This is a genomic window from Streptomyces sp. NPDC003011, assembly GCF_053591515.1.
Window position 1 is genome coordinate 18,219 of record NZ_JBSFTY010000091.1, and the last position, 16,434, is coordinate 34,652.

At 72.8% G+C, this 16,434-nt stretch carries 16 protein-coding genes; 9 read left to right on the forward strand and 7 right to left on the reverse strand.

The window, feature by feature from the left end; translation table 11 throughout:
- Positions 1-66 precede the first annotated feature (66 nt).
- A complete protein-coding gene (locus ACWD0J_RS33910; RefSeq protein WP_451499693.1) occupies positions 67-3,588 on the reverse strand; it encodes an AfsR/SARP family transcriptional regulator in 3,522 nt (1,173 codons plus the stop codon).
- A 279-nt stretch (positions 3,589-3,867) separates the two neighbouring features.
- Here ACWD0J_RS33910 and ACWD0J_RS33915 point away from each other — a divergent pair, with 279 nt between their 5' ends.
- Positions 3,868-4,668, forward strand: a complete 801-nt coding sequence (locus tag ACWD0J_RS33915; protein ID WP_451499694.1) for a site-2 protease family protein — start codon at positions 3,868-3,870, stop codon at positions 4,666-4,668.
- An 18-nt stretch (positions 4,669-4,686) separates the two neighbouring features.
- On the opposite strand, the gene ACWD0J_RS33920 is transcribed toward ACWD0J_RS33915, so the two are convergent.
- Complete coding sequence (locus ACWD0J_RS33920) at positions 4,687-4,866, reverse strand: hypothetical protein (protein WP_286062010.1); 180 nt, start codon at positions 4,864-4,866, stop codon at positions 4,687-4,689.
- Between the two features lie 96 nt (positions 4,867-4,962).
- The gene (npdG, locus tag ACWD0J_RS33925; RefSeq protein WP_451499695.1) at positions 4,963-5,688 is read right to left on the reverse strand and encodes an NADPH-dependent F420 reductase; all 726 of its coding nucleotides are present in this window, start codon (positions 5,686-5,688) and stop codon (positions 4,963-4,965) included.
- A 213-nt stretch (positions 5,689-5,901) separates the two neighbouring features.
- Between npdG and ACWD0J_RS33930 the strand changes: the two genes are divergently transcribed.
- Positions 5,902-6,513, forward strand: coding sequence for a hypothetical protein (locus ACWD0J_RS33930; protein ID WP_451499696.1), 612 nt, complete (start codon positions 5,902-5,904; stop codon positions 6,511-6,513).
- Between the two features lie 84 nt (positions 6,514-6,597).
- On the opposite strand, the gene ACWD0J_RS33935 is transcribed toward ACWD0J_RS33930, so the two are convergent.
- A complete protein-coding gene (locus ACWD0J_RS33935; protein WP_451499697.1) occupies positions 6,598-6,828 on the reverse strand; it encodes a hypothetical protein in 231 nt (76 codons plus the stop codon).
- 58 nt (positions 6,829-6,886) lie between these two features.
- On the opposite strand from ACWD0J_RS33935, the gene map reads away from it, so the two are divergent.
- A complete protein-coding gene (map, locus tag ACWD0J_RS33940) occupies positions 6,887-7,744 on the forward strand; it encodes a type I methionyl aminopeptidase (protein ID WP_451499698.1) in 858 nt (285 codons plus the stop codon).
- Positions 7,745-7,928: 184 nt separating this feature from the next.
- Positions 7,929-8,576: a biliverdin-producing heme oxygenase gene (locus ACWD0J_RS33945; RefSeq protein ID WP_451499699.1), complete on the forward strand. Its 648-nt coding sequence runs from the start codon at positions 7,929-7,931 to the stop codon at positions 8,574-8,576.
- Positions 8,577-8,649: 73 nt separating this feature from the next.
- Here the strand turns inward: ACWD0J_RS33945 and ACWD0J_RS33950 are convergent, their stop codons facing one another.
- Together ACWD0J_RS33950 and ACWD0J_RS33955 are read right to left on the reverse strand one after the other, a co-directional pair.
- Complete coding sequence (locus ACWD0J_RS33950; RefSeq protein ID WP_451499700.1) at positions 8,650-8,922, reverse strand: hypothetical protein; 273 nt, start codon at positions 8,920-8,922, stop codon at positions 8,650-8,652.
- A 93-nt stretch (positions 8,923-9,015) separates the two neighbouring features.
- A complete protein-coding gene (locus ACWD0J_RS33955; protein ID WP_451499701.1) occupies positions 9,016-9,660 on the reverse strand; it encodes a PhzF family phenazine biosynthesis protein in 645 nt (214 codons plus the stop codon).
- Between the two features lie 314 nt (positions 9,661-9,974).
- Here ACWD0J_RS33955 and efeO point away from each other — a divergent pair, with 314 nt between their 5' ends.
- The 4 genes from efeO to ACWD0J_RS33975 are packed head-to-tail and all read left to right on the forward strand — an operon-like array spanning position 9,975 to position 14,228.
- Positions 9,975-11,117: an iron uptake system protein EfeO gene (gene efeO, locus ACWD0J_RS33960; RefSeq protein WP_451499702.1), complete on the forward strand. Its 1,143-nt coding sequence runs from the start codon at positions 9,975-9,977 to the stop codon at positions 11,115-11,117.
- An 11-nt stretch (positions 11,118-11,128) separates the two neighbouring features.
- Positions 11,129-12,391: an iron uptake transporter deferrochelatase/peroxidase subunit gene (efeB, locus tag ACWD0J_RS33965; protein ID WP_451499703.1), complete on the forward strand. Its 1,263-nt coding sequence runs from the start codon at positions 11,129-11,131 to the stop codon at positions 12,389-12,391.
- A 3-nt stretch (positions 12,392-12,394) separates the two neighbouring features.
- Complete coding sequence (gene efeU / locus ACWD0J_RS33970; RefSeq protein ID WP_451499704.1) at positions 12,395-13,267, forward strand: iron uptake transporter permease EfeU; 873 nt, start codon at positions 12,395-12,397, stop codon at positions 13,265-13,267.
- On the forward strand, positions 13,227-14,228 hold the full coding sequence (locus ACWD0J_RS33975; RefSeq protein ID WP_451499705.1) for a hypothetical protein: 1,002 nt from the start codon (positions 13,227-13,229) through the stop codon (positions 14,226-14,228). Before efeU ends, ACWD0J_RS33975 begins: the two co-directional genes overlap by 41 nt.
- A 115-nt stretch (positions 14,229-14,343) precedes the next feature.
- On the opposite strand, the gene ACWD0J_RS33980 is transcribed toward ACWD0J_RS33975, so the two are convergent.
- Positions 14,344-15,081 carry a bifunctional DNA primase/polymerase gene (locus ACWD0J_RS33980; protein WP_451499706.1) on the reverse strand — a complete coding sequence of 246 codons (738 nt, stop codon included), beginning with the start codon at positions 15,079-15,081 and terminating at the stop codon, positions 14,344-14,346.
- Between the two features lie 170 nt (positions 15,082-15,251).
- On the opposite strand from ACWD0J_RS33980, the gene ACWD0J_RS33985 reads away from it, so the two are divergent.
- Positions 15,252-16,091, forward strand: coding sequence for a glycerophosphodiester phosphodiesterase (locus ACWD0J_RS33985; RefSeq protein WP_451499707.1), 840 nt, complete (start codon positions 15,252-15,254; stop codon positions 16,089-16,091).
- Positions 16,092-16,434 lie beyond the last annotated feature (343 nt).

Consider the following 16,434-nt stretch of genomic DNA (forward strand, 5'->3'; position numbering starts at 1 on the left):
TCACGGACCGGTCCGCCGGGCGATCCGCCGAGCCATCCGCCGGGCGATCCGCGTCGGACGGCGGCGTCACACCAGGGCGGCGGCCTCCTCCGCGGAGAGGCCGCCGCCCTCCGCGTACGCCGCCCGGTACGCCTCGTCGTCGAGCACGGTCCGCGTCTGGCGCTCGGCCCGGTCGCGGATCTCGCGCTCCATGGCCGACAGGACGTGACCTGGCGGCAACAGGGTTTCGGCGGCGCCGAGGCAGCGGGCGGCGTCCGGGGCACGGCGCCCGCCGTCGACACCGGCGAGGACCAGCGCGGCGGTGGCCAGGTAGGAGGAGCCCATCTGCGGTGCGATGGCCCGGGACAGCGGATCGTCGGCCTGCTCCAGCGCCCGCCGGATCTTGACGAGGGCGTCCTCGTACCGGGCTTCGGCCGCGTCCAGCCAGGCCTCCGTCCCCAGGATGAAGGTGTCGAACACGACGAAGCGGGAGATGCTGAACTCCTCGCGCATCAACCGAAGGTGTTCGCGCGCCTCGGCGGTCCGACCGGTCACCCCGAGCCAGCCGGCGAGAAAGAGCCGGGCGGCGGGCATGGCCTCGTTGCCGGAGCCGTCCTTGCCCGCGATCACCTCATACAGCAGGCGCTTCCCGCGCTCGGCCTCGCCCGCCTCCAGCAGCGCGCTGCCCAGACGGGCGGTGAGCACCGCCACCTGGGCGCGGGCCCCGAGGCGTTCGGCGTGCTCGATGGCCGCCTCGTAGTCGGCGGCGGCGCGGCTGTGCTCACCCTGTCGCTCATGGGCCTCGCCGCGGGCGGCGAGCGCCTCGGCGGTGCCCCAGAGATCCCCGAGCCGCTGGTAGATCTCCAGTGACTCGTCGGCGTCGCGGGTCGCGTCGCCCGCCCAGTCGGTGCGGTTGGCGAGCAGGTTGGCCCGCATGTGGAGGCCGGCGGCGAGCTCCCACTCGAATCCGGGCGCGCTCCGGCAGGTGCGGACGCTGGCGTCGAGGATCGCGCGCACCCGGTCCATGTCGCCGGTGAGCATGACGGCGTAGAACCAGAGAGAGCCGGGCGTACGGCAGGTCTGCGGCAGTCCGGGCTGGTAGGTCGCGGAGATGGCGCGCAGCTTCCGCTGCGCCTGCGGGGTCTGCCACGCCTCCAGTTCGGTGTCCATGCAGGCGAGATGGACGAGGTGGGCACCGCGCCGGGCCTCCTGGAGGACCTCGCCGGTCCACGGCGGCGGCGTGTCCGTGCAGCGCTCCCAGAGCGGGGCGGCCGGGCGCGTGGGCGAGGCGAAGGGGTCGGGGCCGAGGGTCTGCGCCTCCCGGGACCAGGTGCGGGCGACCAGGCGCTGGTCGCGCATCTGCCAGTAGAAGGCCATCGACAGCACCAGGCACAGCGTCTCCTGCTCGTCGCGCGCGGCGACGGCGTGCTGGAGCGCGGCACGGAGGTTCTCGCTCTCACGTTCGAGCCGTTCGACGGCGGCGAGTTGGTCCGCGCCGCGCAGCAACGGGTCGGTGGTGCGGGCGAGTTCGCGGTAGTACGTCAGATGCGCCCGCTCGGCCTCCGCGCGCCGCCCGGCCTCGTCGAGCCGTTCGCCCGCGTACTCGGCGACGGTCTCCAGCAGCCGGTAGCGCATCTCGCCGCCCCGGTCCGAAGGGGCGGCCACCACCAGGGACTTGTCGACCAGCGAGCCGAGCGCCTCCAGGGCGACCGGGCCGCACACGGCCTCGGCGGCGGCGAGGTCGCAGCCGCCCGCGAACACCGACAGCCGCCGCAGCACGTCGCGTTCGTCCTCGTCGAGCAGATCCCAGGACCAGTCGACGACGGCCCGCAGCGTCTGCTGGCGGGGCAGGACGGTACGGCTGCCGGAGGTGAGCAGACGGAAGCGGTCGTCGAGCCTCTCGGCGATCTGGCGGGGGGTCAGCATGCGCAGGCGGGCGGCGGCGAGTTCGATGGCGAGGGGCAGTCCGTCGAGGCGGCGGCAGATCTCCGCGCAGGCGTCGGAGTCGTCGTCGACCCGGAAGCCGGGCCTGGCCGCCGCGCCCCGCTCGGCGAGCAGCCGCAGCGCGACCGGCTCCGGCAGCGGCTCCACCGGCCGCAGCAACTCCCCCGGCACGCCGAGGGGTTCCCGGCTGGTGGCCAGCACGGTCAGGCCGGGGCAGCGCTCCAGCAGTTCCTCGACGAGCCGGGCGGCCGCGTCGACGACGTGCTCGCAGTTGTCCAGGATGATCAGCATGCGCCGCTTGCCGCAGTGCTCGACGAGCCGCTCGACGGGGTCGTCGTGGCGCTCGGACCCCGCCCGCATGGTCTCGGCGCCGGCACCGTACAGCACGGTCTCGCGGGCCCCCACGCCGGTGAGCACGGCCTCCGGTACGGCGTCCGGATCATCCACGGGGGCGAGCTCGGCCAGCCACACCCCGTCCCGTGTCACGTCCCGCGCGGCCTCGGCGGCCTCCTGCGACAGCCGTGTCTTCCCCGCCCCGCCGGGCCCGAGCAGCGTGACGAGCCGGGCCGCTCCGAGATCGTCCCGGATGGCCTCGATGTCGGCCTCCCGGCCGACGAAGGAGGTGAGACGGGCACGGAGGTTGCCCGGCCGGGACGCGGCGGGGGCCCCGGTGACAGGGGCGGGACTGTGGCCACGGCTGTCGGAGGCCGGGATGCCGGAGGCCGGGATGCCGGAGGGGGCGCCCGTCCCCGGGCCGGCCGGGGCGGGGCGGTTGAGGCCGGGAACCGGGGCGCGGGTGCCGTGGGCCGGGGCGTGCTCGCCGGGGCGCGGCGTGTCCGTGCCGCTCTCGCGGAGTCGGGGCGCGGCCTCGCGGGGGCCGCGCTGTCCGGACCCGGGTGCGCGGCGTCCGGGCCCGCCCCCGCGTCGGCCCTCCCCCTCCGGACGGAGCAACTCCGCGTGCAGGGCGCGCAGTTCCGGTCCCGGGTGTGCTCCGAGCCGCCGTGCCAGCAGGTGGCGTACGTCCTCGTAGGCGGCCAGCGCCTCCGCCGTACGGCCCGTGTCGCGCAGGGCGCGCAGACGCAGGGTCTGGAGGGACTCGTCCAGGGGGCGGCTGTCGCACAGGGCGGTCAGCTCGGGCAGGGACTCGCCGGCCCGGCCGAGGGCGAGGGCGGCGGTGTGGCGGGCCCGCAGCACGTCGAGGCGCCGGGTCTCCCAGCGGGCCGCCTCGGCGGTGCGGTCGGGCAGGTCGGCGAGGACGGGACCGCGCCACAGGGCGAGGGCGTCGTCCAGGACGGCGGCCGCCTTGGCGGGGTCGCCGTCGGCCAGCGCGCGCGTGCCGTCGGCGGCCAGCCGCTCGAAACGGTGCAGGTCGATGTCGTCCGGTACGGCGGTGAGGCGGTAGCCGCCGTCCACCGAGGCGACCGCGTCCGCGCCGAGCGCGCGGCGCAGCCGGCCCACGAGGGCCTGGAGCGCGCCCGTCGCGTCGGCGGGCGGGTCACCGTCCCACACCTCGTCCACCAGGAGGCTCGCCGGGACGGTACGGCCGGGCCGCAGGGCGAGCACGGTCAGCAGCGCACGCAGCCGCGCCCCGCCCACCGGGAGGGAGGTGCCGTCGGGCCGGAGTGCTTGCGTGGTGCCGAAGATGCGATAGCGCACGGGGTCCATTGTCTCTGTCGGCGTCGGTGCCGGTCACGGGGTTTTGGCGGTGCGGCGGGATCGGGGCGGAGATCCGCCGCATCCCTGAACCGAACACCCTGCCCTCCCCGGAACCCGGAACCCGGAACCCGGAACCCTGAACCTGGGACCCGGAACCCGGAGCCTGGGACCTGGAACCTGGGACCCGAACCCCGGACCCGGAACCCCGAGGGGACCCCGAGACGTTTTCGCCGTAGGCCCGGTACGGTCGGGCAGTCCCACCGCGTGCCCGACTGTCCAGGGAGCCCCATGACCACCGCCACCACCCGCCACAGGGACCGGCAGATCAGCCCCGTCTTCGTCGGGATCGTCGCCGTCACGGCGGTCACGGGCTGGGCCGCCTGGACGGGGTTCGCCGAGCAGCCCGGGCTGGCCGTGTTCCTGTTCGTCACGGGCGCCTGGATCGTCTCCCTCTGTCTGCACGAGTACGCGCACGCGCGCACCGCCCTGCACAGCGGCGACATCTCGGTCGGCGAGAAGGGCTATCTCACCCTGAACCCGCTGAAGTACACGCACGCCCTGCTCAGCATCGTGCTCCCGGTGATCTTCGTGATCATGGGCGGCATCGGGCTGCCCGGCGGTGCCGTCTTCATCGAGCGGGGCCGGATCCACGGGCGGTGGCGGCACAGCCTGATCTCGGCGGCGGGTCCGCTGACGAACGTCCTGTTCGCGATCGTGTGCACGGCCCCGTTCTGGCTGGACGCGCTGGACGGGGTCCCGCGGGACTTCCGGTACGCGCTGGCCTTCCTCGCCCTGCTCCAGGTCACGGCCGCGCTGCTGAACTTCCTGCCGGTGCCCGGCCTGGACGGCTACGGCGTCATCGAGCCCTGGCTGTCGTACAAGATCAAGCGCCAGGTGGAGCCGTTCGCACCGTTCGGCCTGCTGTTCGTGTTCGCGCTGCTGTGGGTGCCGGCCGTCAACGGCGCGTTCTTCAACGTGATCGACGCACTCCTGAAGAGCCTCGGCATCAGCGAGATCGACTCGTACTGCGGCCAGGACCTGTACCGCTTCTGGCAGGAGTCGAACGAGTACTGCCAGATCAGCCCGTGAGCGTCAGCCGGGAACCGATCAGCCCGTGACGGACTTCCGGACCTTCTCCCGCTTCACGTAGTACCAGCACATGTTGGACGACAGCCCCGCGAGCAGCACCCACACGATCCCGAGGAAGCTGCCCTGGACGAAGGAGACGACCGCCGCGGCCACGGCGAGGACGCAGACGACGAAGGCGTAGAGGGCGAGGCGGGGCATCGGGACCGTTCTCCTGTCGAAGCTGTTGAGGGCTGTCGGGGACTGCCGGGGCCGTCGGGGGACACCGGCTCGTGCCGACCAGTGTCCCCCATGCGCTCAGACGTCCGTGACGCGCAGCCCCGCGTGCGCCTTGTACCGGCGGTTGACGGAGATCAGGTTGGCGACCAGGGACTCCACCTGGTGCGCGTTGCGCAGCCGTCCCGCGAAGACGCCCCGCATCCCGGGGATACGCCCGGCCAGCGCCTGGACGATCTCCACGTCGGCGCGCACCTCGCCGAGGACCATGACGTCCGTGTCGATCTCCTCGGTCTCCGGGTCCTGGAGGAGCACGGCCGACAGGTGGTGGAAGGCGGCGGTGACCCGGGAGTCCGGCAGCAGGGCGGCGGCCTGCTCGGCGGCGCTGCCCTCCTCCGGCTTGAGCGCGTAGGCGCCCTTCTTGTCGAAGCCGAGCGGGTTGACGCAGTCCACGACGAGCTTGCCGGCCAGTTCCTCGCGCAGGGACTCCAGCGTCTTGCCGTGGCCCTCCCAGGGCACGGCGACGATCACGATGTCGCTGCGGCGGGCGGTCTCGGCGTTGTCGGCGCCCTCGACGCCGTGTCCGAGTTCCCCGGCGGCGGTCTGCGCGCGGTCGGCGGCGCGCGAGCCGATGATCACCTTCTGGCCGGCCTTGGCGAGCCGGTAGGCGAGTCCCTTGCCCTGCGGACCGGTGCCGCCGAGCACGCCGACGACGAGTCCGGAGACGTCGGGGAGGTCCCAGGGATCCTTGGCGGGGGCCTTCGCGGGGGTCTCTGCGGGCTGCTGCGGGCTGTCGGTAGAGGTCATGGGCCGACTGTACGTCCGCCCCGTCCGGGCCCGCCGCCCAGGTGAGCCGCGTCACGGGGGCCCGCGGCGCGGCGATCGGGACGACGGCGGTCGAGGCGCCGGCCGGCCCAGCGGCCCTCGCGGTCGAACACCGCACCGGACGCTTGCCCACGTCGGGCGAATCCGGGGTGAACCGCGGGTCACGGACGTCCGATTGCGGCAGGATGCGGCCGTATGGATGCCGTACGGGTCGCGTTGTTGCGCGAAGTGCTCGCCGGGACCGAGTGGTTGGGGGCGACGCGCCGGTTCGCGGGGGCGCTGCGGGGGTCCGTGGTGGCGCACGGCGGAGGGCTGCTGCTCGTGGGGACGCCGGAGTACGAGCCGTGGCATCTCGCGGCGCACCTGGTCGACGAGGCGGCCTGGTCGGGCACGCCGGAGCTGGCCCCGACCCTGGTACGGCATGACGCGCGTCCCTCGGATCCGGCCCATCTGGCGGTCGGACCGGGCCGGCTCGCCGCGGCGCGGCGGGGCGAGACGCTGCTCGTGGTGTCGCCCACGGAACCGGGCGCCGCGCTGCTGGAGGGGGTGCACGACGCGCGGCGGGCCGGCGCCACGGTGCTGGCGCTCGACGGCGGGGGCGGCGGCGGGGACGACCTGACGGCGATGGCACATGAGGCGCTGGCCGTGCCGGACGGTTCGGAACTGGACCTGGACACCGTGCAGCACCTGGTGAGCGCGGCGGCCGGGGAGCACGCGGCGCCGGCTCCCCGGGGCCACCGGCGCCTGCGCGACAGGCTGTCGAGGCTGACGGACCTGCTGACGGCACCGCCCCCTCCCCACTGGTGACCGGCGCACGGGCATCCGCCCCGGCGGACTCACCGGCGCCGGCCTCCGTCAGCCGCCGTCAGCCGTCCCGCACCGCACCTGACGTCAGTCGTCGTCCCTGCCCGCGGCCGGCGCGTCGTGCCAGTTGGGGTCGTTCTCCCACTCGAGGTTGCGCTCGCGGGCCGTCGCCATCGCGTGTTCGGCCTCCTTGCGGGTGGCGTACGGACCGAAGCGGTCCTTGGCCGGGCACTCCGGCCCCTCCTCGACCTTCTTGTGCTCCAGGCAGTAGTACCACTCGCCCGGCTTTCCGACGGTGCGCTTCTTGAACAGGGCCATGACCAGCTCCTCTCGCCACCGACATGTTCCCCCATGGCCGCTGGTTAGACTCGCTGCCATGTCTGGCCAGTCGCTGCTCGTACCAGGGGAGCTGTCTCCCACCCGTTCCGTACCCGGAAACATCCGCCGGCCCGAGTACGTAGGCAAGCCGGCGCCGGCGCCGTACACCGGACCGGAGGTGCAGACGCCCGAGACGATCGAGGCGATGCGCGTCGCGGGCCGGATCGCGGCGCGCGCGATGGCGGAGGCCGCGAAGCTGATCGCGCCGGGTGTCACGACCGACGAGCTGGACAAGGTGGCGCACACGTACATGTGCGACCACGGCGCCTACCCCTCGACGCTGGGCTACCGCGGCTTCCCGAAGTCCCTGTGCACGTCGGTCAACGAGGTGATCTGCCACGGGATCCCGGACTCGACGGTCCTGCGGGACGGCGACATCGTCAACCTCGACGTGACCGCGTACATCGGCGGGGTGCACGGCGACAACAACGCCACGTACCTCGTCGGGGACGTCGACGAGGAGAGCCGGCTGCTGGTGGAGCGGACCCGGGAGTCCCTCGACCGCGCGATCAAGGCGGTCAGGCCGGGCCGGCAGATCAACATCATCGGCCGGGTCATCGAGTCGTACGCGAAGCGGTTCGGGTACGGGGTGGTCCGGGACTTCACCGGCCACGGGATCAACTCGTCCTTCCACTCCGGACTGATCGTCCCGCACTACGACAGCCCGCACGCGACGACCGTCATCCAGCCCGGGATGACGTTCACGATCGAGCCGATGCTGACGCTCGGGACGCACGAGTACGACATGTGGGACGACGGGTGGACGGTCGTCACGAAGGACCGGAGGCGGACGGCCCAGTTCGAGCACACGCTGGTGGTGACGGAGTCCGGCGCGGAGATCCTCACGCTGCCGTAGCCCACACCCGCCCGCCGGTCTCCCGCCCCGGTCTCCCGCCCCGCCGGTCTCCCGCCCCGAGCCCGCTCTCTTCGGAGGGCGGGCTCTTTTCGTAGGTGGGTTCGGGGCGCTTTCCGGGTACGGTTACCGACAGAGAGTCGGTAAAGCATTGACTTAGGCTTACCTAACCACAGAAAATTGGCCCATGGACTCCTTCTCGACAGTCATCCGCACCGCCTCCCACGAGCAGCACGTGGAGGCGGAGACCTCGACGTTCATGAGCGACCTGCTCGGCGGGCGGCTCGGCGTCGACGCGTACGCCCGCTACACGGAGCAGCTGTGGTTCGTGTACGAGGCGCTGGAGGCCGGTGCGCAGCGGCTGGCGTCCGACCCGGTGGCCGGGCCCTTCATCCAGCCGGAGCTGTTCCGGCTGGCCGCGCTGGAGCGGGACCTGGCGCATCTGCGCGGTCCCCGGTGGCGGTCGGGGCTGTCCGCGCTGCCGGCGACGCGGGCCTACGCGGAGCGGGTGCGGGAGTGTGCCGAGCGGTGGCCGTCGGGATACATCGCCCACCACTACACGCGCTACCTCGGCGACCTCTCGGGCGGCCAGCTCATCCGCGACAAGGCGGAGAAGACCTGGGGCTTCGCGAAGAAGGGCGACGGCGTCCGCTTCTACGTCTTCGAGGAGATCGGCAACCCGGCCGCGTTCAAGCGCGGTTACCGCGAACTGCTGGACGCGGTACGCGCGGACGATCTGGAGAAGCAGCGGATCGTGGCGGAGTGCAAGAAGGCGTTCGCCCTGAACACGGGGGTCTTCCAGGCCCTGGGCGAGGAGTTCCGGCTGTCCGCGTGAGCGGCCGGAACAGCGACCGGAGCCTCACAAGGGGCGGTCCCCCTCGCACGAGGCGAGGGGGACCGCGGCCGACTCAGAAGAAGTCGTAGCAGTTGGCGCCGCCCCACTTGAGGTCGGCGGTCTCCGTGTCGATGGCGCCGAAGTACGGGCTGCAGTTCTCGTCGTCGTCCTTGTACTGCCTGCCGTCGTCGTCCTTGTGCTTGCCGTCGTCGTCCTTGTACTGCCTGCCGTCGTCGGCGGAGGCGTGGTGCTGCGGGCCGTCGGTGGCAGCCGTGGCCGTCGCCGCGCCGGTGGCGGTCAGGGCGGCGGCCAGAACGGCAGCGGCCAGGGCGGATCGGATGCGCATGGGGCTCCTCTCGCGATGCTGAGCGGTCAGGGCCAGAGGTCCCCGTTCGCGACCGCGCGCACACGCTGTTCCACCCGTACGGCCGCTCCCGGGTCACCGCTCCAGAAGCACCCGGCCGCCGATCTCCACCCAGCCGCCGGGCTGCGGAGCGGTCAGGATCTGCGAGCCCGCGCCCTGGGTGATGTTCAGGGCACGCCCCAGCCGGTCGGTCAGCAGCAGCGCCGCGGCGCCCGTCGCCTCGTCCTCCTCGATGCCGTCGTCGCGGCCGGGAAAGGCGCGGGCCCGGACCCGGCCGGCGGCCTCGTCCTCCCAGGCCCAGGCATAGATCCACTCCCCCGGCGGCGGTACGGACAGGTCGTCGACCTCCGCCGCGGTGCCGTACCGGCGCAGCGTGCGCGGCGGGACCCACTCCGCCCGCGCCTCGATCCAGCTGAACTCCCCGTCCAGCCGGGCGCCCACCACCCCGGCCGGCGTGACCAGCTCCGGCACGTCGAGCAGCCAGGCCGTCCCGACACAGGGGTGGCCGGCGAAGGGCAGGCGCAGCGTCGGGGTGTAGATGTCGATGACACCGCGCTCGGGGTCGTCGACGAACACCGTCTCGCTGAACCCGAGCTTCCCGGCGAACACCTGCCGCTCGGCGGGATCCGCCAGCACGGAGCCCTCACGCACGACACCGAGCTCATTGCCGTACCCGCCGTTCGCCGCGCAGAAGACGCGCAGCACGTCGTAGTCAGTCACGCGGGAATTGAAGCACTCCCGGGACGCCGGGTTCGTCGCGGGCGCGACGTGCGTGAACGGCCTCGCGCGCAAGGAACCGGGTCGACCGGTCGGTGCTGTTCCGGTGACGCTCCGGCCGGACTCTTGACCGCTGCTTGACCCCTGCATGAGGTTCCTTTTTGGCCACCGTGATCACGGCGTGCTCATACAGCGTCCATGAGAGCTGAATCACCACTTGGGCGGGTATTCCACAGGAAAACCTCAGCTACCTTAGGCGAGCCTCACCTTACGTGAGGCTCGTCACGCGTTCTTTTCGGCCATTCCTTGGAGCCCGCATGCGCGCCGTCAGATTCTCCGCCCTCACCGCTGCCGCCACCGCGGCGGCGCTGGCCGCCGTCACCGGCTGCACCGACAAGGGCGGTTCGGCGGACGGTGACCGGGTCGTCAACGTGACGGCGACGGACGACACGTGCGAGGTCTCGGCGAAGGAGTTCCCGGCCGGGCACGTCGAGCTCGCCATCGAGAACAAGGGCTCCCAGGTCACCGAGGTCTACCTCCTCTTCCCGGACGACCGGATCGTCACCGAGCGGGAGAACATCGGCCCCGGCACCCGGCAGAAGGTCACCGCCGAGGTGAAGGCGGGCGACTACCGGATCGCCTGCAAGCCCGGCATGAAGGGCGACGGCATCCGCCAGGACGTCAAGGCCACCGGCGGCACGGTCGCCCGGCGCGACCCGCGCCTCGACAAGGCCGTCGCCGCCTACCGCGCGTACACGCAGGAACAGGCCGACGAGACGCTGCCGCGCGCCGAGACCTTCGCCAAGGCGGTCCAGGACGGCGACCTCGGGGCCGCGAAGAAGGCCTACGCGCCCTCCCGCATCGGCTGGGAGCGCACCGAGCCGGTCGCGGAGTCGTTCGGTGACATCGACCCGAAGGTCGACGTCCGCGCGGACGGCCTGGAGGAGGGCCAGGAGTTCACCGGCTGGCACCGCCTGGAGAAGGCCCTGTGGCAGGACAAGAAGATCGGCGCCGAGGAGAAGACGCTGGCCGGCCGGCTGGTCACGGACCTGAAGGACTGGCAGAACCGGGTCGGCAAGGCCGAGATCACCCCGACCTCCATGGCCAACGGCGCCAAGGAACTCCTCGACGAGGTCGCCACCGGCAAGGTCACCGGCGAGGAGGAGCGCTACTCGCACACCGACCTGGTCGACTTCAAGGCCAACGTCGAGGGCGCGCAGAAGGCGTACGAGCTGTTGAAGCCGGTCGCCAAGGAGAACGACGCGGCGCTGGTCACCGAACTCGACCAGCGGTTCGCCGCCTTGAACACGCTGCTGGACAAGTACCGCGCCAACCCGTCCTCGTACGACTTCACCTCGTACGACAAGGTCGGCGACGCCGGCCGCAAGGAGCTGTCGGACGGGGTCAACGCCCTGGCGGAACCCCTGTCCAAGCTCGCCGCCGCCGTCGTCGTGAAGTAGGGAACGCGGTCATGACGGATCCGGACAACACCGCGAACACGCCGTCGCGGCGCGCGCTGATCGGCTGGGGCGGTGCCGGGCTCACGCTCGGCGCCGTCGGGGCCGGCGGCGCGGTGGCGATGGCCCGCACCGGCGACTTCGCCGACGACGCGGGCCCGGCCGGTGCCGGAGCGGGCGCCGCGGTCGCCTTCCACGGCGCTCACCAGGCCGGCATCGCCACACCGGTGCAGGACCGGCTGCACTTCGCCGCGTTCGACGTGACGACCGACGACCGCGCCGCGTTCGTGCGGATGCTGAAGGACTGGACGGAGGCGGCACGGCGGATGGCCGCCGGACGGCCGGTCGGTGAGGGCGCGTTCGGCGGGCTCGCCGAGGCGCCGCCCGACGACACCGGCGAGGCGCTGGGCCTCAAACCGTCGCGGCTGACGCTGACGATCGGCTTCGGCCCCTCGCTGTTCGAGAGGTACGGGCTCGCCGGCCGGCGTCCGGAGGCCCTGGTCGACCTGCCGCAGTTCGCCGGTGACAACCTGGACAAGAACCGCAGCGGCGGTGATCTGTGCGTCCAGGCCTGCGCGGACGACCCGCAGGTCGCCGTGCACGCGATCCGCAACCTGGCCCGGATCGGCTTCGGCAAGGCCGTCGTCCGCTGGTCGCAGCTCGGCTTCGGCAAGACGTCGTCGACCACGCCCGAGGCACAGACCCCGCGCAATCTGATGGGCTTCAAGGACGGCACCCGCAACATCGCCGGGACGCAGACCGGCCGGCTGAGGAAGTTCGTGTGGGTGGACCCCTCCGACGGCCCCGCGTGGATGAGCGGCGGCTCGTATCTCGTCGCCCGCCGCATCCGCATGCACATCGAGACCTGGGACCGCACCTCGCTCCAGGAGCAGGAGGACGTCTTCGGCCGCGACAAGGGCGAGGGCGCGCCGGTCGGCAAGGCGAAGGAGCGCGACGAGCCGTTCCTGAAGGCGATGCTGCCCGACGCGCACGTACGGCTCGCGCACCCCGACACCAACCACGGGGCGACGATCCTGCGCCGCGGCTACTCCTTCACCGACGGTACGGACGGCCTGGGCCGCCTGGACGCGGGGCTGTTCTTCCTCGCGTACCAGCGGGACGTCCGCAAGGGCTTCATCCAGATCCAGCGCAACCTGGCCACGGACGCGCTCAACGAGTACATCCAGCACGTGGGTTCGGCCGTGTTCGCGATCCCGCCCGGCGTCCGCGGCCCGGACGACTGGTGGGGCAGCACGCTGTTCTCCGAGGAGGCGTAGCCCGTGTTCTCCAACTACCTGATCGGTCTGCGCGAGGGCCTGGAAGCCAGCCTCGTCGTCTGCATCCTGATCGCCTACCTGGTCAAGACCGGCCGCAGGGACGCGCTGAAGCCGATCTGGACCGGCATCGGCGTCGCCGTCGCGCTCGCGCTCGGCTTCGGCTGCGCCCTCGAATTCGGCTCTCAGGAACTGACGTTCAAGGCGCAGGAGGCGCTCGGCGGCTCCCTGTCGATCCTGGCGGTCTGCCTGGTGACGTGGATGGTCTTCTGGATGCGGCGCACCGCCCGGCACCTGCGGGACGAACTGCACGGCAAGCTGGACGACGCCCTGCGGATGGGCACCGGCGCGCTGGTCGCCACCGCGTTCCTCGCGGTCGGCCGGGAGGGCCTGGAGACGGCCCTGTTCGTGTGGGCGTCGGTGCACGCGGCGAGCGACGGCACCCCGCGTCCGCTGATCGGGGTCGCCCTCGGCATCGCGACGGCCGTCCTGCTGGGCTGGCTGTTCTACCGGGGCGCCGTGCGGATCGACCTGTCCCGGTTCTTCACCTGGACCGGCGGCATGCTGGTCGTCGTGGCCGCGGGCGTGCTGGCGTACGGCGTCCACGACCTCCAGGAAGCCGACCTGGTGCCGGGGCTGACCGACAAGGCCTTCGACATCAGCGGCACCGTCGACCCGTCGAGCTGGTACGGCACCCTGCTGAAGGGCGTGTTCAACTTCCAGCCCGACCCGACGGTCCTCCAGGTCACGGTGTGGCTGCTGTACCTGGTCCCGGCGCTCGCGCTCTTCCTCGCCCCGGTAGGGTTCGCCTCCGGGAAGGGGAAGGTGAAGGGACCTGATGAGCAGGGATCGCGGCCCTCTGAGGCTCCGCAGGCTTGACCGGAGCGCACTGATAGCGGCCTCGCTGACCGCTTTGTCGCTGACGGCGAGCGGCTGCGTGGTGGTGCACGGCGAGCGCGAGGTGCTGCCCGCGGCCACCGAGGCGGAGGCCGCCGAGGCACTCGGGCAGTTCACCTCCGCGTACAACGCGGCCGACAAGGCGTACGACAGCGCGCTGGACGCCGACCATGTCACCGGTGCCCTCTCCGACATCGACGAGGCCCGGCTGAAGGCCGGCGCCGCGAACAACCCGGACGGCAATCCGGCGCACAGCCCGCTGAAGCTGTCGGACGCGAAGTTCACGATCCCGAAGAAGGCGGGCTGGCCGCGCTGGTTCGTCGCCGACGCGGCCGGCAACAAGGGCGGTGCCTCGCGCTGGCTGTTCGTGTTCACCCGCGGCGGCCTCGACGAGCCCTGGCAGGCGGCCTATCTGACGCTGGTGGCGCCCGGCAAGGTGCCCGCGTTCAAGAAGGACGCGGACGGCTGGGCCGAGCCGGTGCCGGTGGACTCGGCCGAACTGGCCGTCGCGCCCCGGGACGTGGGCAAGGAGTACACGACGTACCTCAAGAGCGGCGGGGACGGCTTCGCGACCGGTACGCACACCAGCGTGTGGCGTGCGCTGCGCGAGAAGAACGAGAGCCGGCCTGGCCTGGCCACGCAGTACATCGACGAGCCGCTGACCACCGGTGACTACGCGCCGCTCGCGCTGCGTACGGCCGACGGCGGGGCGCTGGTCTTCTTCACCACGCACCACTACGAGAAGCAGACGGCCGCGCCGGGCACCTCCGTGCCCGACCCGGGCGAGGGCGTGCTGGCCCTGACGACCGGTGAGATCAAGCAGTCGCTCACCATGGAGTTCGTCTCCAACGAGGTGGCCCTGGACCCGGCGAAGGGCTCGGGCGACCAGCGGGTGACGGTACTGGGCCGGATCCAGGGGCTGACGTCGGCGCAGGGGTCGTAGCGGGGCCGGTCCCCCCGCGCGGGCTTCGGGGCGACGGCCTTTTGGGTCGCGGGGCGGGGTACGGCCCCCTGAGCGCGGCAGGGCGCGGGCGCGACACCGGACTCCCCCGCCGGGGTCAGTGGCGCGGGGGCCAGCCGGCGGTGCTCGCGTGGTCCTGCTGGCCGCCGATGAAGCGGGCGCACGCGTCGGTGAGGGGTTCCAGGAGGGTCAGCGGGTCGGGCAGCGGATGTTCGGGGCCGCGGACCCAGTGCACGGTCCGGTCGCCGGGGAGCCGGGCGGGCGGGACCAGGACGTAGGAGCCGCGGCAGTGCCAGCGCAGGCCCGGGTGCTCGTCCATCGTCTCGGGGTGGCAGTCCAGTTCGCAGGGCCACCACTCGTCCTCCTCCTCGGGGGTGCCCCGGGTGAGGGTGAAGAAGAGCAGACGTCCGTCGTCGCTCTCGGCGACCGGACCGACCTCGACACCGGAGCCGAGCAGCTCCTCCAGCGCCTCCCGTCCCGCCTCCAGCGGCACGTCCAGGACGTCGTGCACCATGCCGGTCGCGGTGATGAAGTTGGCCTGCGGCTGGTGGCGGGCCCAGCGCTCGATCTGCGTGCGGTCGGTGGTCGACTGCGTCTGCCAGGCGAACGACTCCGGGTGCCGGGCGGGGGTGGGACAGCCGACGCGGTCGCAGGAACAGCGGTAGTCGGCGGCGGGATACGCGGCGGGGGCGAGCGGCAGGCCCGCTCCGGCGGCGGCGAGCAGCAGGGCCTCACGGCCGTCGGCATCCGCGGCGGCCTCCTTCGGGCGGCGTCCGCGCAGCCACTGGGAGAGTTTGCCCTGCCGGCCGGAACGGCCGCCGAACTCCGCGCTCATCTATCCCCTCGCCTCGCCGTCGTGCGGAACAGCATGCCCTATGGTCCCACCATCCCGCGTTCCGGGGGGCCGGAGCCGACAACAGGGGGAGCCGGGACGAGGTGGTCCGGTCACCGGGATCGAGTGTCATTGCACGCTTTGTTGTGATTTACCGGCCTACCGTTGTCCGCATGGTCACATGGATCGCGTCGGTGGGCCTGACCTCCGCGGCCTCCGTGGTCTCGCTGACCCTCGCGGGACCGACGGCCCCGCTGGAGTGGAGCACGGGGCCTTTGACGGTGGATTCACTGCCCCGCGTCACCTATGTCGCGCATCGCGGAGGCGCCCGCGAGGTGCCCGAGAACAGCATGGCGGGGCTCATGGCCGCCCAGCGGCGCGGTACGGCACAGGTACTGGACTTCGACACGCGCCTGCTGCGCGACGGCACGCCGGTGGTGATGCACGACGCGACGCTGAACCGGACGACCTTCGCGGGCGGCGAGGTGCGCGGGCTGGACGTGCGGGAGTGGCGGGGGATGCGGCTGCGGCCCCGTGACTCGCTGCCCGGGAGCTGGCGCTCGGAACGGCCGCCGACGGTCACCGAGGTGCTGGATCGTTTCGGCGGGCGGATCGTGCTGATGCTGGAGGCGAAGGACCCGCGGAGCCTGGACCGGCTGGCCGGGCTGATCCACGCCCGGGGGCTGTCCCGCTCGGTCTTCGTCAACTCCAACGACCCCGAAGTGGCCCGGCGCGCCCACCGCCTGGGTCTGCTCGCCCAGCTGTGGCGCTCCGCCCGGCAGCTGCGCACGGACCGCCCCGAACGCTGGCGGTCCTTCGTGGACCTCCTGGACGTGGACCACAGGGCCCGCGACACGGACCTGGTCCGGGCCGTGCGCTCGGGCATCCCCCGGGTGTGGGCGCACACCGTGCTCACGCCCCGGCAGCGGGACCGCGTGCTGGCACTGGGCTGCGACGGCGTCATCACGGACGCACCGGGACGACTGGCCCGGCACCCCCGCACGGGACGCTGAACCCTGACGGCTCGACCGGGCGTCCGGCGGGACGGCTCGACCGGGCGTCCGGCAGGGCGTCCGACGGGGCGCTCAGCACAGCGTCCGGCACGGTGTCCGACCTGGCGCCCCGGTGCAGCACCCGACCAGGCGTCCCGGCACGGCGCTCAGCGGGGCGCCCAGGGGGGCGCTCGACCAGGCACCCCGGCACGGCGTCCGACCCGGCACCCCGGCGCAGAGCTCGGCACAGCGCTCGGCGGCGCGCCCAGCACGGTGTCCGACGAAGCGTCCCGGCGCGGCGCCCGGCACAGCGCTGAGCGGGGCGCCCGGCACGGCGCCCGATCCGGCGCTCAGCGCGGCGCTC